This is a genomic window from Mycobacterium sp. NTMscope_MAC_12 (assembly GCF_976985675.1).
This window is the reverse complement of record NZ_CDRJYY010000001.1, coordinates 1,042,532-1,062,018: the sequence shown is the minus strand read 5'-3', so window position 1 is coordinate 1,062,018 and position 19,487 is coordinate 1,042,532. Positions and strand designations below refer to the sequence as shown.

Sequence of the window (19,487 nt, the reverse complement as noted above, 5' to 3'; positions counted from 1 at the left end):
CCGCGAGCAGACGCAGGGCTAAGAACCAGCGCTAGGAAGCTTTCTGCGCGACCGGCGCGTAAGCCGGCTTGCCCAAGCCCAGCATGTACTGCGCGATCATGTTGCGGAACACCTCGAGGGTGCCGCCGTAAATGCCCACCAGCGGCGCGAACCGGAATACGTACTCCGAGGCGCCGTCGTCGGCCGCACCGTCGGTGCCGATCGGCAGCGTGGACGCCGTGCCGAGGATGTCCATCAGGTCCGGGGAGATGTCGCGCATCGTCTGTGCGAGGGCGACGCGCCCGAAGATGCCGGGCGCACTGAGCGCCGCTTCCATTCGCGCGGCGCTGCGTCCCAACCGGTACGCCACGGCGGCATCGTCAATGAGCCTGCGCCCGTTCGGGTCCCGCTGTGACACCTTGCCCGCGGCCTTGTCCAGCGCGTCGGCCATGAAACCGGCCTGATGCATCATGATCGACACGTCCTGCAGCCCGTCGGGGGCGGCCGCCACCGCGCCGTGCTCGACGTTGAGCGGCTCGCGCAGCACCGTCCAGCCCGCGTTCACGTCGCCCAGCCGATACCTGTCGTCGACACGCACGTCGCTGTAGTAGACGATGTTGGTGCGATCGCCGTCGACCGTGCGGATGCCCTGAATCTCGATGCCCGGCGAGTCCAGCGGAACCAGAAACATCGTCAGGCTCTTGTGCTTCGGGGCGTTCGGATCCGTGTTGGTGATGAGGAACACGTACCGGCAATTGTGCGCCCCGGTGGTAAACATCTTGGACCCATTGATAATCCACGTTGATCCATCCGCCTCCCGCACCGCCCGCGTCTTGCAGGTGGCGATGTCGGATCCGCCCTCGGGTTCGGTGTAGCCCAGGCACAGCCGGACATGTCCGCTGAAGACGCCCGGCAGCACTTCGTCCTGCAATTCGCTCGACCCGAACCGCGCGACCGAACGCGCCACCATGGCGGTGGTACCCCAGGTCACCCAGGGCACGTGGGCGCGCCGCTTCTCCAGCTCCCAGATGCGGCGACGCACGCGGCTGAAGCCGCCTTCGGCTTCCGGCTTCCATTCGCGTTCCAGGTAGCCGGCGGCGCCCAGCGCCAGGTGCACCCCTTCGTCGAAGTTGTCGCCGGTTTCGCGGTCCCGACGCTTGACGTCGTCGGTCACGTGGGTGCGCAGGAATTCGCGCGCTTCGTCGAGGAATCGCTGATCGTCGTCGGACAGCGTGACTCGCGAGAAATCCACTATGCGCCCCTTCCGCTTTCGCGTGCGGCGACGAGCTCGCCGATGTACTTCGCGCTGGCGCCGGGATCTCCGCCCGCCAGGGCCCAGCCGCGGGCACGCACCAGATAGGCCGTCGCCGCCGCCTCCGCCGAAACACCAAGACCGCCTTGCACATGCACCGCCATGGTCGCGGCCTTGGCCGCCTCTTCCGCCATGAACACGAACGCCGAGGGCGCCAACTCGGGGCGTTCGTCGGGCTCGTTGTCCAGGAACCAGGCCGCACGCCGCGCCAGATTGCGGCCGCCCTGCACGGTGATGGCGATGTTGGCCAGTGGATGGGAGATGCCCTGCAGCGTCGAGATCGGCACGCCCAGCGTGTAGCGGGTCTTGGCGAATTCGGCGGCGATCGTCATGGTCTCTTCCACCAAGCCCACCAATGCCGCGGCCGACAGCACGCGCCACTCATCCAGCGCGCGTTGATATTCCGCCGCCGCGCCGGGCCCGCTGGCTAGCACGGTGCGGGTGTCGGCGGCCGTCGGATCCACCCAGGCCATCGGCAGGCGGCCGATGTTGTCTACCTTCGTCGGGCGGGTGCCGAAGGTCAGCGCGATGACTTCCGCACCGTCGCGCACGATGATCTGGTCGGCGATCGACCCGGTGGGCAGGAGCCGCGTCCCGGAGGGGCTGTCGTGCTGCGGATCGAACGCGGCCAGTCGCTTGCCTTGGACCACATCGGGTTCCACCGCACCGAGCCGGGCCAGCAGACGCGCCGCGCAGACCTGGTCGATCCACGGCACCGGCGCCAGCGACCGGCCGATCTCCTCGGCCACCAGGGTCAGGTCGACGAGCGTCGCGCCGTCGCCGCCGGCGGATTCCGGCAGGGCCATCGTCGTTGCGCCCATGGCGCACAACCGCTCCCAGAGGTTCTTGTCGAATCCGGTCTCCTCCGCGGCGCGCACGGTCTCGATCGGGCAATGGATCTTGAAGAAATCGCGGTACGCGGCCTGCAACGCCTCGTGATCCGACGTCAGGCTGTAGTCGAGCCTGCGTAGTTCGTAACGGTCCATACTCAGCGTTCCTCCTGGCCACCGAAAAAGAATTCTTGGGCGTTGTTGTAGAGATAGTTCTCGAGGACGTCGGCGGGCAAATCCAGCGCGGCGGCCTCGGGCACGACGCGGTGCATCTTCAGCACGGGCCAGTCGGAACCGAAGATCACCTTGCCCTTCCCGCGCGTGCGCATGTAGTGCAGCAGGCTCTCCGGTAACCGCTTCGGCGACCACGCCGACGTCATCAGGCGCAGGTTGGCATATTTGATCAGCAGTCTGATCGCGATGTCCCACCACGGATCCGCGCCGTGGATCATGCACAGTTTCAGTTCTGGGAACCGCACGCACACCCGATCGAGGTGAATCGGATTCTGCACCTCGCCGGGAATGGGCGGCCCGGGGATGCCGGTGTTGATGCACAGCGGAAGCTCGAGCTCGGCGCATTTGGTGTACAGCGGGTAATAGACGGCGTCGCTGGGCGGGTACTGGCCGTCCCCCCAAAAGCTCGGCCCCACAGCCGCATACGCCACGGGCAGGTCGCCGGCGACGGCAGAAAGTTCCCGCAGGGAGGGCATCGGCCGCAGCAGGTTCACCCCGCCCATGGCCAGCGCGAACCGCTCGGGCTTCTCCTCGACGAACTTGCGCGCCGTCACCGACGGCTTGGCGAGATTGTCCATCAGGATGGCCTTGCGCACGCCGTGGGCGTCCATTTCGTCGAGCAGCTCGGACAGCTCGACGGGCGCGAACATGGACTCCGGCCCCTTGAAGTAGTCGTCACGCACCCTGAGCATCCAGGTCGGTTGCTTCTCGGTCTCGCCGAAGTGCACGTTGACCAGGCAATCGATCACTTTCATGGGGACACCGGCGCCTTTGCTGTCGCGTGACGTTTCGCCCAACGGTAATCGGCCTTGCCGTTGCCCAAGCGTTGGACGTGCTCGACGAAGAGGAATTCCTTGGGCGCCTTGAACCGTGCGAGTTGCGTGGTGCACAGCGTGTGCAGTTCATCGGCCGTCGCGGCGGCCTCCGCACGGAGTTCGACGAGGGCGACGAGTTCTTCTCCCCAGCGCTCGCTGGGGCGCCCGACCACCAGCGCGTCGGCGATCGCCGGGTGGGCGCGCAGCACTTCTTCGACTTCCTCGACGAAGACCTTCTCGCCGCCGGTGTTGACCACCAGCGAGTCCCGGCCGAACAGCCGCAGCGTGCCGTCGGGCTCCAGGGCGGCGCGGTCGCCCGATATCACCACCCGCTTGCCGTCGATCTCGGGAAAGGTCTTGCGGGTCGCGTCGGGATCGTTGAAGTACCCCAACGGGATTCGTCCTTCCCTGGCGACCCAACCCACCTCGGCCTCGCCCGGACGGAGAAAGCGGCTGTAGTCCTCGGAGAGAACCAGTCCACCCTCCCGCAGGGTGAACGTGTCGGATTGCGTGTCGCGCCGGCTGTGGCCGAATCCCATGTTTCCGGTCTCCGACGAGCCGTACCCGTTGATCACCGTGACCTGGGGGATCAATTCCACCAGGGCGCGTTGGTATTTCGGGTTCGTTGCGGCGCCGCCGGTGCCTATTGCGTACAGCGACGACAGGTCGTAGGAGCCGCGGCGCAGTTCGGCCACCAGCGGCGCGGCGTAGGCGTCGCCGACCATCGTCATCAAGCCGACCCTCTCGCGCTGCGCCGTTTCCAAGACCGTTCGCGGGTCGAGCTTTTTGCCGGTGTCGTACATCACCACGGGCGTGCCGGCCATGATCGCCGAGAACGCCGTCCACATGCCGGCGGCGTGCATCAGCGGCGACACCGCGAACCACGGCGCCCCGGCCGCCCCGCGCACCTTGTCGTGAATCTCCTGGGCACAGGCGTGGTCTGCCCCCACCATCGACGAGACATAGATGTCGGACTGCCGCCACAGCACACCCTTGGGCCGACCGGTTGTGCCCCCGGTGCAGATCATCAGCAGGTCATCGGGCGATGCGATGACGCGCTGGTCAGTTTCCCCTTGCGCCAGAGCGTCTTCCAGCGACATCGCGCCCGGTAGGTCGGGTGCGTCGCTGCCGTCGTCGACCGTGATCAACAGATCGACGCCCGCACGGGCGAGGACGTCGGCGAACTTGGCGCCCAGCGCGCGGTGGTAGATGACCACCCGGGGCTGTACGTAATCGAGAAGTTCACCGACCTCGCGCGGCGTGTAGTAGTGGTTGATGTTCACCGGGACGGTGCGGGCCTTGAGGCACCCGATGACCATGTCGGGGTACAGGTCGTTGTGCATCACCAGGGCAACCCGGTCCTGCCCGCATTCCCAGTTCTGCAGGTCCGCCCGCTCCCGGTGTGCGCCGAACCCCTTGCTGGCCAGGAAGTTCGCCAGCCGGCGGGTGCGGTCCGCCGACTCGGCGAAGGTGCTGCGACGGTCGCCGCACACCGTCATCGTCCGGTCACCGATGACGTCGGCGATCTCGTCGAGCACCGCCCCGATGGTCCATTCGCTCACGGAAGTAACCGGGCCCCGATGATCAAGCGGCCGAGCCGACTTGGACGCCCAGGAGGTCGAGGGCGTTGTCTCGCATGATCTTTCGGACGTCGGACTCGCTGAAGCCTTTCAGCTCATCGGCGAACGACACCGGCGATTCGAGGCCCTCCCCGTGCGGCCAGTCGGAACCGAACAGGATCTTGTCGACGCCGATGACTTCGGCCAGCTCCGGTAGGTCGTCCTCGTAGTAGGGGGCGATCCACACGTTGTTGCGCAGCTGCTCCACCGGGTCCTCGGGGAAATACTGGGGCTGGGTGTTGGCCGCCTTCTTGAGTCGCTTGATCAGTCGATGCACGAAGTAGGACCCGTTTTCGATGCTGACGGCCTTGAGTTTCGGATGGCGGGTGAACACGCCGTGCACGATCATCGAGGCCATGGTGTCGTGAATGGCCCGGTCGTCCAGGAGCACCTGATCCAGCGGATCCTTCGCGCCGAAGCCCTCGAAGGTCGACTTGCCGCCCCATAGCGCGGCGATCGCCAGGTAACCGCTGTCAGACAGGTGGAATCCCACCGGCACTCCCGCTTCGGCCAGCCTGGCCCACACCGGATCGTGGCTGGGATCGCCCAGCGACCGCGGCTTGACCAGCCCGGGCACCGGTGCGGGCCGCACCAGCACCAGCTTGGCGCCGCGCGCCAACACGAACTCGACCTCTTCGACGGCTTTGACCGGATCGGCCAGCGAGACGATCGGGGCGGAGATGATGCGATGATCGGGACGGTCGAAGCCCCAGTCCTCGTCGAGCCACAGGTTGAACGCGTGCACCGAGGCCATTGTCGCCTCGATGTCGTGTTTGAGCGCCTCTTCGACCCCGCACGCGAATGTCGGCAGCATGAACGCCGTCTCGATGTCCTGGGTGTCCATCACCGCGATCCGGGCGTCGCGGTTCTGGTACTCCGGGTGCTCGGCGAGCCGCTCGACCTTCATCAGCGACGCCGGGTCGACGCCCTCCGGGATCTCGCCGCGGAACAACAGGTCGAGGCAGCCGGGCACGATGATCGGGTCGAAGGTGACGTTCGGGATGAAGTGGTTGATGCGGTCGCCCATCAACGCCCAGCTGCGTTTGCCGTCGCTGACTATCTGGACACCGCGCCGTTTGAATCGCTTGTCCAAGTGGCGGGTAAACGAGTCCAACGGCTCGTAGTAGTGATTGTCGACATCGATCGCTTGATAGTTCAGGGTGGTCATGATGTTCCTTTCCGGCTGGTTAGGTGGCCAACGGCGGGAACCGCGCTGGCCGCTTCTCCAGGAAGCTCGTGATGCCTTCGACGACGTCGGGCCGCAGTAGCGACTCGTGCATGAGTGTTTCGGCGCGGGCGCTGACGTCGGCGACATCGCGCAGCGCATCGCCGTAGGCCTGCCGCTTGATGACCGCCAGCGACGCCGGCGAACAGCTGCGCGCGATGTCCTCGGCGTACGCCATGGCGCAAGACAACAGTTGTTCGGGCGCGACGACGTCCTTGACCAGGCCGAGTTCCGCGGCCTCCTCGGCGAAGAACGTGCGCCCGCTCAGCAGCAAGTCCATCGCCGCGCCCCAGCCGGCGAGCCGCGGCAGGATCCAGGAGATCCCGTACTCGGCGATCAAGCCCCGCCGGGTGAACGCGGTGGCGAATTTGGCCCCGGCGGCCGCGAACCGGACGTCACACATCAGGGCGTGGGTCAGGCCGATGCCGACGCAGGCGCCGTTGACCGCGGCGATGATCGGCTTTCGCAGCTCGGTGAGGAAGTGCGGGTGGCGGTCGCCGACCAACTTGGTGACGTCGGTGTCGCCGTCGCCGAGTTTTTCGTCGATGGATCCCGCGCCACCCAGGTTCGCCCCCGCGCAGAATCCCTTGCCGGCACCGGTCAACACGATCACTCGGACCGCGGGGTCGGCCTCGGCACGGTCGATGCTCGCGTAGAAGCCCCGCGAGAGGTCGGGGCCCCAGGCGTTGAGCCGCTCGGGGCGGTTGAAGGTCACGACCGCAACACCGGTTTCGGTGGTTTCATACAGCACCGCCTCATCGGTGACCACACGGTCGGCGGCGCCCATATGACCGTCCCCTCATAGCTGACCAACTGGCGAGTTTGTACCCATACTGTATACCTATCGGTACCGCATTCCACAACTGCGTCCGCACCCCCGTGAACGGCGACTAAACAGCGATTTTGGGCGTCGGCTCGGCGCGGCGACCGCCCCGCGGGTCGGGCGTTGGCGACGGTTGTGGCCATCGACACGCTGACCCATGTTTGCCTCGACCCCGTGATCGGGAACGCGTTAAGAAGCCAATCATCACATCCGGGAAGGAGAGGCAATGGTTGACACCAAGAGCGGTCCGGTCGAATTCGTTCGGGGCATCGTGGAAGAGGTCCTCGGAAAGACCAAGCAGGTCGTCGGCATCATCATCGGCCACAACGACCTGATCGAAGAGGGCAAGGCCCAGCAGGACAAGGCGGATGCGCAGCGCAGCGCCGGGAAAAAGGAAGCCGCCGCCGAGAAGGCCCGCGGCAAGGCCAAGGCGTACGAGGAACGTGAGCGGGCCGAACAGCAGTAATCGGTCGGCTGAGCGAGCGGGCCCGGTTATCCACCGGGCCCGCTTCGCGTTGTAATCCGTTCTACTGCAACACCGTTTGGATCAAACCCAGGCGCTGGTAGGCGTTCTCGATCTGGGCCTTCGCCTCGGCGGGCAATTCGGCCTGCGGGGGGCGGGAATGCGGGTAGGCACCGATCGGCAGCCCCAGCAGGGAAGCGGCGTACTTGAACGCGCCGCCCCAGTGGGTGAAGTAGTCCGCGCGTCCGGGGTAGCACGTCCACCACGATCCGACGTCGAGGTCGAACTGATCCAGCCCGGACTCGCGACCGTAGTCCATGGCCTCGATGAGCTTGTCGCTCTGCACCAAATCCCAATATTCGGAATATATTCGCCGTTCGGGCGTCTCGAACAGGTAGCCCGCGGTGCCTAGTTGTGCCGGGCACACGATCCCGTCACGCAGCCACCCGGCCCGGTACACCGTCTTGTCGCATTCCCATACCGCCAGGCCGGGCGCGAGCTCATGCAGCAGGCGGCTGCCGGCCGGCCGGAAGGCGCCCTCCTTGGTGGCGCACACCGCGGGCACCTCGTCGTAGATGCGTGCGCTCTCGGCCGGGGTCAACACGTAGCCCGACGACGGCGAATTGAACATGCCCAGAGCGATGTTCGTGCGCGCAGCCACGTAGTGGAAAAAGCGCAGCACGCCTTCTCCCCCGTGGGCCTCCATCATCGGCGTCTGGATGTAGACGATGTCGGCGCCCGCCTCCTGGGCGTGCAGCGTCAAATCCAGACAGTCCTTCGCCGACATGGCCGCCGTGCAGGCCTGCACCACCACACCGGGGTTGATGCTGCGCGCCTCCTCGACCGCGACCTCCAGCAGGCGCTTCCGCTCGTCGAGGGTCAGCGACCAGAACTCCGCAATGCCACTGGTGCACCACAACATCGGGTGCCCGAGGTCACCGACGCAGTAGCGCACCAACGTCCGATAGGCGTCCCAGTCGATGTCGTCACCCTCGGTGCCGCAAAACGGGGTGTAGAGGGAGTCACCGATCCCCCGCAACGCGCCGGGCGCCCACGCCCGAGCCTCTGCTGCCGTAGCCACACTCGACTCCTTCTGTCTGTCAATCGATTTCATCGACCTGTGGTCAGGTGAAGTCAGGTGAAGTCTGAACCACCGTCGACGTTGATGTTGGCTCCGGTCATGTAGGAGTTACGCCGCGAGGCCAGGAACGCCGCGACCGGGCCTATTTCTTCGGGAAGGCCCGCCCGCGGCATGTGCGCGGGGTGACCGAAATGCTTGCCGATCGCCTCCATCAGGGCATACGGATCGTGGCCGTCGACACCCACCGAATCCGCCCAGCCGACCAGCGATTCCGATGCGATGCTGCCCGGCGATACCACGTTGACCAAGATCTCGTCCTTGGCCAGCAGCAGGGACAGGTTCTTCGAAACGCTCGTCAACATCGATTTCGCCGCCGTATATGCGGGCAGCATGACACTTTGTCGCTGAGTCGAGTGGGCCGAGAAGTTGACGATCCGCGCCCATTGCGCCTTACGCAGCAGCGGAAGCGCCGCCCGCACACAGCGCACCATGCCCAGCACCCCGTCTTCGACCGACTGTCGCCATTGGTCGTCGGTCAAATCCTCGAAGGTGCCCGCGGCGCCCGGCCCCACCGTGATGACCAGAGCGTTGAGTTCGCCGCCCCAGCGCTGGGAAAGCTCACCGAACACCGTGTCGACCGCGGCGTCGTCCCCGATGTCGGCGGCGAGCCCGAGTGCGTCAGGGCTACCTCGTTGGGTGAGATCGGTCACCGCGGAGTCCAGCGCGTCACGGCTACGGCCGACCACCGCGACGCGGGCCCCCTCGTCGGCGAGGCAGCGCGCGGTGGCCAGACCCATACCGCGGCTACCGCCGACCACCACCGCGGTGGCGTTCGCCAGCCCTAGATCCATTGCTTAATCCGTAGCTCTAACCTGGTCATTTTCGCCTGTCCAGCCGATTTACCAAAAAGCCTACGATAGGTATTACAGTAGCAGAGGGAAAATACGACACGAAAGCGTATACGCAGGTCAGAACAGAACAGCCGGTAAATTCGACTTTACCTGCAGCACGGCTGGCAGACCGAATGCACGAAACAGATTTTGATGGAGGTGCCCGTAGTGGCAAAGCAGGCAACCGCCGATAAGCGCCAACGACGCGAGCGCGGGTCCATCAACCCCGACGACATCATCAGCGGCGCATTCGAACTCGCGGAAGAGGTGTCGATCGACAACCTCAGCATGCCGCTGCTCGGCAAACACCTCGGCGTGGGCGTGACGAGCATCTACTGGTACTTCCGCAAGAAGGACGACCTGCTCAACGCGATGACCGACCGCGCCCTGAGCAAGTATGTGTTCGCCACTCCCTATGTCGAAGCCAGCGACTGGCGTGAGACCTTGCGCAACCACGCGCGCTTGATGCGTAAGACGTTCATGGGCAACCCAATTCTGTGCGACCTGATTCTGATCCGGGCGGCGCTGTCCCCGAAAGCGGCACGGATGGGCGCACAGGAGATGGAAAAGGCGGTCTCCAATCTGGTGGAGGCCGGCTTGTCGCCGGAGGACGCGTTCGACACCTATTCGGCGGTCTCGGTTCACGTTCGCGGATCGGTGGTGCTGCAACGCCTTTACGAAAAGAACCAATCGTCGGATATCGGACCCCGCGCCATCGAGGACGCCGTCGCCATCGACCCCGAAAAGACCCCGCTGCTTTCTCAAGTAACCCGAATCGGACACCGGATCGGGGCCCCCGACGAAACCAATTTCGAGTACGGCCTCACCTGCATCCTCGATCACGCCAGCAGGCTGATCGACGAGAGCAACGCATCAAAAGGCAAGGCCGCCGCGGCGGGCCGCCAGCGCAAGGCCTCGACCGCGCGAGGGCGGTCCAAGGCGCCGGCGAGTCGCTAATCCCGCCCGAAACCGCTTGTTACGCCTCGGGTTCGGGCACGTGGAAGTGCTCGTCCCGTAGCCGGAACGCCTCCCTGGCGCCGTGCTGCGCACGGGTCTTGACGAAGTTGAATTCGCCCGGCCCGAATTGCAGGTTGGTGCCGAAGGCGTGGAACAGATAGCTGGCGACCTCCTCACCCTGGTACACCTGGCTCTGCTCGACAAGCCGGAACGCCTCCTTGGCGATGACGACACCATCGGCCGGCATCTTCGCCGCCTTCTCGGCCCAGTAGCGCGCCCGCGCCGTTACCGCACCGGGATCGCAGGTGTCCGTGAAGATTCCGAGGTGTTCGACCTCGCCCGCCTCGATGATGTCACCGGTCAACAGCAGGCGCCGGGCCAGCACCGGGCCGAGCCGGTGGAAGAACATGTGCAGGCTGCCCAGCGCGGGGCCCAGGAAGCGGGTTGCCGGCATGCCGATCTTGGTGTCGCGCGCGATGACCGAGATGTCGGTCATCAGGGCCATCTCGAAGCCGCCACCGAGCGCGTAGCCTGCGATCTCCCCCACCGTGACCTTGGGGAAGCCCATGAAATTGTGGTAGAAGCCAAAAGACTTGCGGTCCACGGTGAGTCGGCGCCGCTGACTCGGGCGACGTTTGGCCGCCGCGTCGTCGGGCGGCCTGGACTTGTCGCCGTACCACCCGTACGCATTGTTCATGTCGGCCCCGGTGGAAAAGACCCCCTCGGCTCCGCGCAACAACACCACCGTGAGGTCGTCGTCATCGGCGACCCGGTCCAGGCAACGGGCGATGGCCTCGCGCATGCTGGCGTCATAGGAGTTTCGCTGTTGGGGATTGTTCAGCGTGACCGTCGCGATGCGCCGGTCGGGATCGATGTCGAAGAGCACGCGATCGTCAGAGGTGCTCGAAGCGGTCATTTGTCGGACTCCTTTCGGCGCCTGCCGAATCGCGATCCGGCAAGCTTTTCGGGCCGTGACGCCAACGTGTTGACCTCGCCCGTACACAGCACTTCGTCGTCGAGCAACAGTCGCGCGGTCGACGTGATGCCCCGTTCGCTTTCCGAGCGCACGATGTCGAATCGCAGGTCGGTCAACACCGGTGTGGGTCTGCGGAAGGTCACCGCCAAGGACCGGGTTTTGCCGGAAAGGCCGGTGACGCAATTGTGGTGCTGGATGACGCAGTCGAAGAAGACGCCGAGGAATCCGCCGTGCACCAATCCCGGTGGCCCTTCGTATATCACGGGGAATTCGACGCCTCCCGTTGCTTTCTCGGCATCGAATTCGGTGAACCGGTACTCGGGAAAACACGGGTTGTAGGCGCCGATGTCGGTCGCGTGATTGAGATACACGCGCCGGGGATCGTCCGGCAGGTCGCCGATGCGCGGTGCGTTGTCCGCCGGCGCGGCGGCGGACAATTCGCCCTCCCACTCGGTGAACTTGTCCAACATGGCGTCCACCGCGGGGTGCGGATGCTCCATCGACACCAGCAGTGAGCTCAGGCGGCGCATGGCGGCGGCCGCGGCCACGGTCTGGGCAAGCGGCGCCTCGCCGAATCTGGCGTCGTCGCCACGCGTCGACGCGTGCCCCTCCGGCAGGGTCATAGGCACCACTCCTCCTCATCGCTGCGTCCCCAGCAGGCGGGAGGTGCGCCCGCCGCATCATCGCCGGCGCGGGCCATGATTCCCTCTTTCACCTCAGTAGTTTCGCAGGCAGCGTATCCTTGCTAACTTATACAGCGTATCAATCGTATTGCCTACTGTATGGGTAACCGTATCGGCGGAGAGAGGCCGGATCGACGGTGAGTCAAGGGGCCGGCGCGGCCGGAGTCGAGGGTTCGGTGACAGTGCACCGAGAGGGTGCGGTGTTACTGGTGACGCTCGATCGCCCATCACGGCGTAACTCGTTGACGCAGTTGATGATCGGGGCCCTGGTCGAGTCGCTGACCACTGCCGCGTCCGACGACTCGCTACGCGCCGTGCACATCCGCGGCGCGGGAGACGATTTCTGCGCCGGCGCCGACTGGGTGGCCGCCAACGATCCCGGCGGCCAACGCCCCCGCGTCGGCGATCTGGTGCGGCGGATTCCCCATGCCGCTCACCGTGTGATCGAACTCGTCGCGGGCATTCAGCTGCCGGTGGTGTGCAGCGTGCGGGGATGGGCGGTGGGATTCGGTTGCAATCTCGCGCTGGCCGCTGACTTCACCGTGGCCGCCGGCGATGCGGTGTTCTGGGAGCCGTTCCTCGACCGCGGATTCAGCCCCGACTCCGGGTCCACCTGGCTGCTACCCCGGCTCGTCGGCCTGGCGCGGGCCAGGCGGATGCTGCTGCTCGGCGAGAAGGTGAGCGGGCACGACGCGGCCGAGTGGGGGCTCATTCACCAGGCGGTGAGCGGCCCCGACGTCGACCGCGCCGCCGAGGAGCTGGTCGGCCGGCTGGCCTCCGGACCCACGGCGGCGATCGGGCTGGCCAAGCAGGCCCTGAACTTCGGGCAGCATGCAACGCTGAGCCAGTCGCTGAACCAGGAGTTGTTCAATCTGGAATTGTCTTGCCGGACGGTCGATTTCAAGGAGGGCCTGGAGGCCTTCCGGCAGCGGCGGGATCCGGACTTTCGTGGACGCTAGGCCTTGGGCGTCGAATGTGGGCCCTGCGCACGGAAACTGCCTCGAATTCGCCCATATGCCCCACGCGACGTTCGATACAAAGCGAAGGAATGACTGATGCCCACTGATTCGTTCGACACGATCAAGTACGACGTCGACGGGCACACCGCGACGATCACTTTGAACCGCCCAGACGCCCTCAATGCGCTCAGCCCGCACATGATCACCGAACTGCGGGCCGCCTACGACGAGGCCGAAAACGACGACAACGTCTGGCTGACCATCGTCACCGGCACCGGCCGCGCGTTCTGCACCGGCGCCGACGTCAAGGAGATTCCCGAAGACGGCAAGGTGATCTACGAGCGCCCATACCTGTCGACGTACGACCAGTGGGAGGCGCCGCAGGAGGGCACGCCGCCGTTCCGCACCACGGCCAAGCCGGTGCTGACCGCGGTGAACGGGATCTGTTGCGGCGCCGGCATGGATTGGGTCACGACGACGGACATCGTCATCGCCTCCGAGCAGGCGACCTTCTTCGATCCGCACGTCAGCATCGGACTGGTGGCGGGCCGCGAGTTGGTGCGGGTGTCTCGCGTGCTGCCCCGCTCCATCGCCCTGCGCATGGCCCTGATGGGCAAACACGAGCGGATGAGCGCAGAGCGCGCCTACGAACTCGGACTGATCAGCGAAGTCGTCGAGCACGACCGGCTGCTGGACCGGGCCCATGAGATCGCCGACATCGTCAATTCCAATGCACCGCTGGCGGTTCGGGGTACCCGGCTGGCCATCCTCAAGGGCCTGAATGTGCCGCTGCACGAGGCGGAGATACTCGCCGAGACGTTCCGCGAACGTGTGCTGCGGACGGAGGACGCGGCCGAAGGACCCAAGGCCTTCGTCGAAAAGCGCAAACCGAATTGGCAGTGTCGATGAGCGAGCCGATGAAGTTCGAAACGATCCTCCTCGAGGCCGACCCCGCCGACCACGTCGCGACCATCACGTTGAACCGGCCCGAGCAGCTGAACGCGTTCAACCGCACGATGTGTGAGGAAATGGCCCGCGCCTGGCGCACGGTCAAACTCGACGAGTCGGTGCACGCGGTGGTACTGCGTGCCGCCGGCGACCGGGCATTCAGCGCGGGGCTGGACATCAAGACGCCCTACGGTCAGCCCGAAAACATCTGGAACCACGAGGATCCCGGCGAGGCTCTGAGCCCCAAGTGGCAGAAGATGTGGAAGCCGGTGGTCTGCGCGGTCCAGGGCATGTGCACCGCGGGCGCGTTCTACTTCATCAACGAATCCGACGTGGTCATCTGCTCGGAAGACGCCACGTTCTTCGACTCCCACGTGTCGGCCGGTCTAATCTGTGCGCTGGAGCCGATCGGTCTGATGCGCCGCGTCGGCCTCGGGGAGACGCTGCGCATCGCCCTGATGGGCAACGATGAACGGGTCAGCGCCGACACCGCGCTGCGGATCGGATTGGTCTCGGAGGTCGTCTCATCCGATCAGCTCTGGGACCGCGCCCACGAGATCGCGGCGACCATCGCCGCCAAGCCTCCGACGGCGACTCAGGGTACGGTGAAGGCGATTTGGGAATCGCTGGACAAGCCGTATCGCGCCGCCCTGGAACAGGGCCTCATCTATACCCGGCTGGGAAACCCGCTCGGCACCGCGGAACTGGCCGCGCAGCAGGGCGCCCGCGTCCGGGCCACCAAGCCCACACCGAAGATCCGCTGATGCCGCGTCACCCGCTCATCCAACGCATCGCCGACGTGCTCGACCTCGAGCCCCACTCACACGCCATCGAATATGGCGGCCAATGGATCTCGTGGGGCCAGATCGACGCATTGGCGCGGCGCATCGCCGGCCTGGCCGCCGGCGCCGAGGTCGGGATGCTGCTGCGCAACCGGCCGGGGCATGTGGCGGCCTTTCTTGGCGTGCTGTTAGGCGGTGGGACCGTCGTGGTCATCAACCCGTCGCGCGGCGACGAGCGCACCAAGGCCGACATCGCGCGACTGCAGCTTCCGCTGATCGTCGGCGAGCGCGACGATCTGGCGTCGCTGGTGACGGTGGGCACCCCGACGGTCGCGATTTCGGGACCGGCAGACGACGTCGACGTGTCCGGGCAACCCGGCGTCGGGGCGGGTCCACCGACCGGTGTCGCGGTGCGCATGCTGACCAGCGGCACGACGGGACCGCCCAAACGAATCGACCTGAGCTACGACATGTTGGCGCACAGCGTGATGGGCGCCGAACCCGACCGCGCACCCGCGCCCACCGAGCTGCGGCGCGGCGTCGCCATCGTGAACTCGCCGCTGGTGCACATCGGCGGCGTATTCCGGGTGCTGCAATGCATCGCCGAGGCCAGACCGTTCGTGCTGTTGGAGCGATTCGAGCTCAACGCATGGGCCGAGGCGGTGCGCAAGCACCGGCCCCGCGCCGTATCGCTGGTACCGGCGGCCCTACGCACCGTCTTGCACTCGGATGTGCCGCCCGCCGACCTGGACAGCGTCCGGGTTGTCACCTGCGGGACGGCGCCGCTGTCGGCCGACGACGCCGACGCCTTCACCGACAAGTACGGCATCCCGGTGCTGACCTCCTATGCCGCAACCGAGTTCGGGGGCGGCGTGGCGGGCTGGACCCTTCCCGACTATCAGCGGTACTGGCGGGCCAAACGGGGCAGCGTCGGCCGGGCCAATCCGGGCGCTCAGCTGCGGGTGGTCGCCGACGACGGAACACCGCTAGGCCCGGACGAAGTCGGCCTGCTGGAGGTCAAGCCGGGTCAGCTGGGGCCGGAAGCGCAATGGATGCGAACCACGGATATGGCGCGCATCGACGCCGACGGGTTCCTCTGGATTGTCGGCCGCGCCGACCAGGCGATCATCCGCGGCGGCTTCAAGGTGATGCCCGACGACGTTCGCGCCGCGCTGGAGAGCCACCCCGCGGTGTCCGGCGCGGCGGTGATCGCCCGGCCCGACGAGCGGCTCGGCGAGACGCCGGTCGCCATGGTCGAACTGCGCGAATCGGATGCCGCCGACGCCGACGTACTGGTGGAGCACCTGCGAGAGCGGCTGGCGCGCTACGAGATTCCGACCGAGATCGCGATCGTCGACGCCATTCCGCGAACGCCGTCGGGCAAGGCCGATCTCGGCGCCATCCAGGACTACTTCCGCGAGCCCGCGGCGCCGCGCAACCATGGGCGCTGATTGTTTGACCGTCGCCGCGACGTTGCGACACCAGGCCCGGGTGCGCGGGGATCACCCGCTGCTGGTCTGCGACGACGACCGCATCGGATACGCCGAAGCCGACCGCCGGTCGGCGGAGCTCGCCCGCGGTCTGATGGCACTCGGCGCCGGTAAGGGAACCCATGTGGGCCTCCTCCATCCGAACGGACCCGACTTCGTGGTCGGCATGCTGGCGGCGGCGCGGATCGGCGCCGTGGTCGTCCCGTTCTCCACTTTCGTCACCGCCCGAGAACTGCGCGAGCAGCTGGTCGACAGCGACGTCGAAATCCTGTTGAGCGCCACATCATTTCGGTCTCACGACTACATACAGCGACTGTCCGAGGTTCTTCCGGGGGCCGATTTCGATTCCGGCGATCGCTTGTTCTGCGCCGCAGTGCCGCAACTGCGCCGCGTGGCGTTCGCTCACGAGACGCTGCGCGCGCTGGCCGGCAGAGTCGAACCGCCGCTGTTGCGGGCGACCGAAGACGTTGTCTACGACTGCGATCCGCTGGCGATCGTCTACACGTCCGGATCGACCAGTGTCCCCAAAGGGGTGGTGCATACGCATGCCGCGCTGCTCGGACATCAGCGGAACCTCAATACGATCCGTGGCCTGACCGCTTCGGACAAGCTGTTCTGCAATTCGCCGTTCTTCTGGATCGGCGGATTCGCGTTCGGCCTGCTGGCCACCGTGGTGGCCGGATCGACCCTGGTCTGCTCCAACGCCATCGACGCCGGGGCCACACTCGACCTGTTGGAGGCCGAAAGGCCCACCATGACCAACGGGTTCGCCGCCGGGGTCGCTCACCTCGCCGACCACCCCAGCTACGCCGAGCGTGATCTGTCGTCGATGCGGCGCGGTAACCTCTACCCGATCATGGCCCCCGACAAAAGGCCGGCCGACCCGGAGTTGCGGCACAACATGCTCGGGATGACCGAGGCCGGCAGCGTCGTGCTGATCAGCGAGGACGAATCCGACCAACCCGAAACGCGGCGCGGGTCATACGGTAAGCCCGCCCCCGGCTTCGAGACGATGATCGTGGACCCGGACACCTCCGGAGTCGGTGAGCTCTGCATCCGGGGACCGTACGTGATGCAGGGCTACTACAAGCGCAGCCGCGAGGAGTGCTTCGACGCCGACGGCTGGTTTCACACCGGCGATTTGGTGCGCACCGACGCCGACGGCTTCGTCTACTTCGTCGGCAGGCTCGGCGCGATGGTCAAGACGGCGGGCGCCAACGTGTCGGCCGCCGAGGTCGAGCAGGCGATCGCCAGGGTCACGGGCGCCGAGGCTTACGTGGTGGGCGTCCCCGATACCCAACGGGGAGAGCTGGTCGCCGCGGTCGTTGTCCAACCGGATTTCGACGAATCGGCCGTGCGGGAACGGCTCAAAGGCGAGCTGTCGTCGTACAAGATTCCCAAGCGGTTCCTCGCCCTCTCCCGCACCGACCTCCCGCTGTTGTCCAGCGGCAAGGTCGACACGCGACGGCTGAGAGAGCTCTTCGATGCCTAGCACCATCGACCAACTGGTGAGGTATCGGGCCCAGCACAATGCGGACACACCGATGGTGATCGATCCCGCGTCGCGGCTCAGCTACCGCGAACTCGACGTCACCACAAGCGATTTGGCCGCGGTGTTCGTCGAGGCCGGCGTGGGCAAGGGCACGCGAGTCGGATTGATCATGCCCAATGGCACCCGCTGGATACAGATCGCCGTCGCGCTGACCCGCATCGGCGCCGTCCTGGTGCCACTGAGCACGCTGCTGCAGCCCCGCGAACTCGTCGCGCAACTGCGGGTCGCCGCCGTCCAGTTCCTGGTGAGCGTCGAGGAATTCCGCGGCCATCGCTATCTCGACGACCTGCGGACCGTGGGGAGACCCGAACTTCCGGCGTTGCAGCAGGTTTGGTCGACCGATCGGCTCGACAGCGCACCCGCGAGCGACCGGGCCCGCCGGATCATCGACGCGATGACCGAAACGGTCACCCCCGCCGACCCACTGGTGATCATGTTCACCTCGGGCAGTAGCGGATCGCCCAAGGGGGTCCTGCACTCGCACGGCAACGCGTTGGGCGCCGTGCAGTCGGGGCTGGCGGCGCGCTGCATCACCGCCGAAACCCGCCTGTATCTGCCGATGCCGTTCTTCTGGGTGGGCGGGTTCGGCAGTGGAATCCTGTCCGTCCTGCTGGCCGGTGCCACCCTGGTGACCGAAGAGATCCCCCGGCCCGAAACCACCCTGCGACTGCTGGAGCGCGAACGAGTCACCCTGTTTCGCGGCTGGCCCGATCAGGCCGAGGCACTGGCACGGCACGCCAACTCGGTCGGCGTTGATCTCTCGGCGCTGCGACCCGGCAGCCTGGAAGCCCTGTTGCCGCCGGAGCAGCGCGCTCAGCCCGGGGCGCGCGCGACGCTGTTCGGCATGACCGAGGCATTCGGGCCGTACTGCGGCTACCCCGCCGACACCGATATGCCCACGACCGCGTGGGGAAGCTGCGGAAAGCCGTTTCCCGGCATGGAAGTCCGCATCGTCGACCCCGGAAGCGGCAAGCCCGCCACGGCGGGAACCGCCGGCATGATCCAGATCCGCGGACCGCACACCCTGCGCGGCATCTGCGGCCGCCGGCGCGAAGAACTCTTCACCCCCGACGGCTTCTATTCGACCGGTGACCTCGGCCACCTCGACGAGCAGGGATTCCTGTTCTACCACGGGCGATCCGACGACATGTTCAAAGTCAGCGGCGCGACCGTCTACCCCAGCGAGGTCGAGCGCGCGCTGCGCACCATCGACGGCGTCGGCAACGCCCTCGTCACCAATGTGCCCGGCGCGGCGGGCGAACGGGTCGGCGCGGCGGTGGTGTGCGACGACGCGCTCACCCCCGAGCAGCTTCAGACGTCGGCCCGAAAGTTGCTGAGCGCCTTCAAGGTACCCACAGTGTGGCTGCTGCTGAACTCCGACGACGACGTTCCCCGCGGCGGCACCGGAAAGGTCGACGTCCGCCGGCTGCGGGAGATGTTGATCGACGCGAACCGGCCCTAGGGGACCCGCGTCCAGGGTTGACAGTTCTGCGACTCGAAGGCCTTGACGGCGGAATTGATGTTGGCGTACATCGGGCCGATGGAGGTATTCGTCTGCAGCACATGGTCCTTGTTCGCATCAGGGGTGCTGTAGGTGAACCACGAACACATCGAGTCCTGCGTCGGCACATTGTTTATCCACACGCCGAAGGCCGAACCCGAGCCGCCCGTGTGGTAGAGGCCCGGCGCGATATCGGGCCCCACGACAAACACACCGTTGCCGGGGATCGGGTCGATTTGGTCGGCGCGGGCCGGCGCGGCGACGGCGAGGCCTGTCAGCGTTGCAACGAATAGGGCCGATGCGCGAAGCGTTGCGGGCATCTTGTTCTCTCCGTCCGTCGCCCACCCTGATCGCAGCGTAGGCCGAGC

Annotated in this window: 19 protein-coding genes; 8 read left to right on the top strand and 11 right to left on the bottom strand. The window is 66.4% G+C overall.

The window, feature by feature from the left end; translation table 11 throughout:
* Positions 1 to 31: 31 nt before the first annotated feature.
* Genes AC0KS4_RS05095 through AC0KS4_RS05070 form a run of 6 tightly spaced genes read right to left on the bottom strand, consistent with a single transcriptional unit; the run spans position 32 to position 6,801 of the window.
* A complete protein-coding gene (locus AC0KS4_RS05095) occupies positions 32 to 1,231 on the bottom strand; it encodes an acyl-CoA dehydrogenase family protein (protein ID WP_238957465.1) in 1,200 nt (399 codons plus the stop codon).
* A complete protein-coding gene (locus AC0KS4_RS05090; protein WP_238957464.1) occupies positions 1,231 to 2,277 on the bottom strand; it encodes an acyl-CoA dehydrogenase family protein in 1,047 nt (348 codons plus the stop codon). The genes AC0KS4_RS05095 and AC0KS4_RS05090 overlap by 1 nt, the downstream gene beginning before the upstream one ends.
* A gap of 2 nt (positions 2,278 to 2,279) precedes the next feature.
* Positions 2,280 to 3,110: an amidohydrolase family protein gene (locus AC0KS4_RS05085; RefSeq protein WP_238957463.1), complete on the bottom strand. Its 831-nt coding sequence runs from the start codon at positions 3,108 to 3,110 to the stop codon at positions 2,280 to 2,282.
* Positions 3,107 to 4,732: an acyl-CoA synthetase gene (locus tag AC0KS4_RS05080; protein WP_238957462.1), complete on the bottom strand. Its 1,626-nt coding sequence runs from the start codon at positions 4,730 to 4,732 to the stop codon at positions 3,107 to 3,109. Before AC0KS4_RS05080 ends, AC0KS4_RS05085 begins: the two co-directional genes overlap by 4 nt.
* A gap of 22 nt (positions 4,733 to 4,754) precedes the next feature.
* Positions 4,755 to 5,957: an amidohydrolase family protein gene (locus tag AC0KS4_RS05075; RefSeq protein ID WP_225326650.1), complete on the bottom strand. Its 1,203-nt coding sequence runs from the start codon at positions 5,955 to 5,957 to the stop codon at positions 4,755 to 4,757.
* 19 nt (positions 5,958 to 5,976) lie between these two features.
* A complete protein-coding gene (locus AC0KS4_RS05070) occupies positions 5,977 to 6,801 on the bottom strand; it encodes an enoyl-CoA hydratase (protein ID WP_238957461.1) in 825 nt (274 codons plus the stop codon).
* A gap of 262 nt (positions 6,802 to 7,063) precedes the next feature.
* On the opposite strand from AC0KS4_RS05070, the gene mbp1 reads away from it, so the two are divergent.
* Complete coding sequence (gene mbp1, locus AC0KS4_RS05065) at positions 7,064 to 7,303, top strand: microaggregate-binding protein 1 (protein WP_225326652.1); 240 nt, start codon at positions 7,064 to 7,066, stop codon at positions 7,301 to 7,303.
* A gap of 61 nt (positions 7,304 to 7,364) precedes the next feature.
* On the opposite strand, the gene AC0KS4_RS05060 is transcribed toward mbp1, so the two are convergent.
* Positions 7,365 to 8,381 (bottom strand): dihydrodipicolinate synthase family protein, encoded by a 1,017-nt coding sequence (locus tag AC0KS4_RS05060; protein ID WP_238957460.1) that lies wholly within the window; start codon positions 8,379 to 8,381, stop codon positions 7,365 to 7,367.
* 53 nt (positions 8,382 to 8,434) lie between these two features.
* Positions 8,435 to 9,232: an SDR family NAD(P)-dependent oxidoreductase gene (locus tag AC0KS4_RS05055; RefSeq protein ID WP_238957459.1), complete on the bottom strand. Its 798-nt coding sequence runs from the start codon at positions 9,230 to 9,232 to the stop codon at positions 8,435 to 8,437.
* A gap of 192 nt (positions 9,233 to 9,424) precedes the next feature.
* Here AC0KS4_RS05055 and AC0KS4_RS05050 point away from each other — a divergent pair, with 192 nt between their 5' ends.
* Positions 9,425 to 10,228 carry a TetR/AcrR family transcriptional regulator gene (locus AC0KS4_RS05050; protein ID WP_238957458.1) on the top strand — a complete coding sequence of 268 codons (804 nt, stop codon included), beginning with the start codon at positions 9,425 to 9,427 and terminating at the stop codon, positions 10,226 to 10,228.
* Positions 10,229 to 10,247: 19 nt separating this feature from the next.
* Here AC0KS4_RS05050 and AC0KS4_RS05045 read toward each other — a convergent pair whose 3' ends face one another.
* Together AC0KS4_RS05045 and AC0KS4_RS05040 are read right to left on the bottom strand one after the other, a co-directional pair.
* Positions 10,248 to 11,144: an enoyl-CoA hydratase/isomerase family protein gene (locus AC0KS4_RS05045; RefSeq protein ID WP_238957457.1), complete on the bottom strand. Its 897-nt coding sequence runs from the start codon at positions 11,142 to 11,144 to the stop codon at positions 10,248 to 10,250.
* Complete coding sequence (locus AC0KS4_RS05040; protein WP_225326657.1) at positions 11,141 to 11,827, bottom strand: hotdog family protein; 687 nt, start codon at positions 11,825 to 11,827, stop codon at positions 11,141 to 11,143. The genes AC0KS4_RS05045 and AC0KS4_RS05040 overlap by 4 nt, the downstream gene beginning before the upstream one ends.
* Positions 11,828 to 12,024: 197 nt before the next feature.
* Between AC0KS4_RS05040 and AC0KS4_RS05035 the strand changes: the two genes are divergently transcribed.
* From AC0KS4_RS05035 to AC0KS4_RS05010, 6 genes are all read left to right on the top strand, one after another.
* Positions 12,025 to 12,846 carry an enoyl-CoA hydratase/isomerase family protein gene (locus AC0KS4_RS05035; RefSeq protein WP_225326658.1) on the top strand — a complete coding sequence of 274 codons (822 nt, stop codon included), beginning with the start codon at positions 12,025 to 12,027 and terminating at the stop codon, positions 12,844 to 12,846.
* A gap of 96 nt (positions 12,847 to 12,942) precedes the next feature.
* Entirely contained in the window at positions 12,943 to 13,755 is an 813-nt protein-coding gene (locus AC0KS4_RS05030; RefSeq protein ID WP_238957456.1) for an enoyl-CoA hydratase/isomerase family protein, read from the top strand.
* A gap of 8 nt (positions 13,756 to 13,763) precedes the next feature.
* Positions 13,764 to 14,558: an enoyl-CoA hydratase/isomerase family protein gene (locus AC0KS4_RS05025; protein ID WP_225326660.1), complete on the top strand. Its 795-nt coding sequence runs from the start codon at positions 13,764 to 13,766 to the stop codon at positions 14,556 to 14,558.
* Entirely contained in the window at positions 14,558 to 16,027 is a 1,470-nt protein-coding gene (locus AC0KS4_RS05020; protein WP_238957455.1) for a class I adenylate-forming enzyme family protein, read from the top strand. Before AC0KS4_RS05025 ends, AC0KS4_RS05020 begins: the two co-directional genes overlap by 1 nt.
* Positions 16,017 to 17,558 (top strand): class I adenylate-forming enzyme family protein, encoded by a 1,542-nt coding sequence (locus AC0KS4_RS05015; RefSeq protein ID WP_238957454.1) that lies wholly within the window; start codon positions 16,017 to 16,019, stop codon positions 17,556 to 17,558. The genes AC0KS4_RS05020 and AC0KS4_RS05015 overlap by 11 nt, the downstream gene beginning before the upstream one ends.
* On the top strand, positions 17,551 to 19,080 hold the full coding sequence (locus AC0KS4_RS05010; RefSeq protein ID WP_238957453.1) for a class I adenylate-forming enzyme family protein: 1,530 nt from the start codon (positions 17,551 to 17,553) through the stop codon (positions 19,078 to 19,080). Before AC0KS4_RS05015 ends, AC0KS4_RS05010 begins: the two co-directional genes overlap by 8 nt.
* Here AC0KS4_RS05010 and AC0KS4_RS05005 read toward each other — a convergent pair.
* The gene (locus AC0KS4_RS05005; protein WP_238957452.1) at positions 19,077 to 19,439 is read right to left on the bottom strand and encodes a hypothetical protein; all 363 of its coding nucleotides are present in this window, start codon (positions 19,437 to 19,439) and stop codon (positions 19,077 to 19,079) included. The genes AC0KS4_RS05010 and AC0KS4_RS05005 overlap by 4 nt on opposite strands.
* Positions 19,440 to 19,487: the final 48 nt, after the last annotated feature.

Bases quoted from the DNA above. Each gene is read 5' to 3' on its own strand.
- AC0KS4_RS05090 (WP_238957464.1), bottom strand. From the start codon at position 2,277: ATGGACCGTTACGAACTACGCAGGCTCGACTACAGCCTGACGTCGGAT.
- AC0KS4_RS05085 (WP_238957463.1), bottom strand. From the start codon at position 3,110: ATGAAAGTGATCGATTGCCTGGTCAACGTGCACTTCGGCGAGACCGAG.
- AC0KS4_RS05075 (WP_225326650.1), bottom strand. From the start codon at position 5,957: ATGACCACCCTGAACTATCAAGCGATCGATGTCGACAATCACTACTAC.
- AC0KS4_RS05070 (WP_238957461.1), bottom strand. From the start codon at position 6,801: ATGGGCGCCGCCGACCGTGTGGTCACCGATGAGGCGGTGCTGTATGAA.
- mbp1 (WP_225326652.1), top strand. From the start codon at position 7,064: ATGGTTGACACCAAGAGCGGTCCGGTCGAATTCGTTCGGGGCATCGTG.
- AC0KS4_RS05055 (WP_238957459.1), bottom strand. From the start codon at position 9,232: ATGGATCTAGGGCTGGCGAACGCCACCGCGGTGGTGGTCGGCGGTAGC.
- AC0KS4_RS05050 (WP_238957458.1), top strand. From the start codon at position 9,425: ATGGAGGTGCCCGTAGTGGCAAAGCAGGCAACCGCCGATAAGCGCCAA.
- AC0KS4_RS05045 (WP_238957457.1), bottom strand. From the start codon at position 11,144: ATGACCGCTTCGAGCACCTCTGACGATCGCGTGCTCTTCGACATCGAT.
- AC0KS4_RS05040 (WP_225326657.1), bottom strand. From the start codon at position 11,827: ATGACCCTGCCGGAGGGGCACGCGTCGACGCGTGGCGACGACGCCAGA.
- AC0KS4_RS05030 (WP_238957456.1), top strand. From the start codon at position 12,943: ATGCCCACTGATTCGTTCGACACGATCAAGTACGACGTCGACGGGCAC.
- AC0KS4_RS05025 (WP_225326660.1), top strand. From the start codon at position 13,764: ATGAAGTTCGAAACGATCCTCCTCGAGGCCGACCCCGCCGACCACGTC.
- AC0KS4_RS05020 (WP_238957455.1), top strand. From the start codon at position 14,558: ATGCCGCGTCACCCGCTCATCCAACGCATCGCCGACGTGCTCGACCTC.
- AC0KS4_RS05015 (WP_238957454.1), top strand. From the start codon at position 16,017: ATGGGCGCTGATTGTTTGACCGTCGCCGCGACGTTGCGACACCAGGCC.
- AC0KS4_RS05010 (WP_238957453.1), top strand. From the start codon at position 17,551: ATGCCTAGCACCATCGACCAACTGGTGAGGTATCGGGCCCAGCACAAT.
- AC0KS4_RS05005 (WP_238957452.1), bottom strand. From the start codon at position 19,439: ATGCCCGCAACGCTTCGCGCATCGGCCCTATTCGTTGCAACGCTGACA.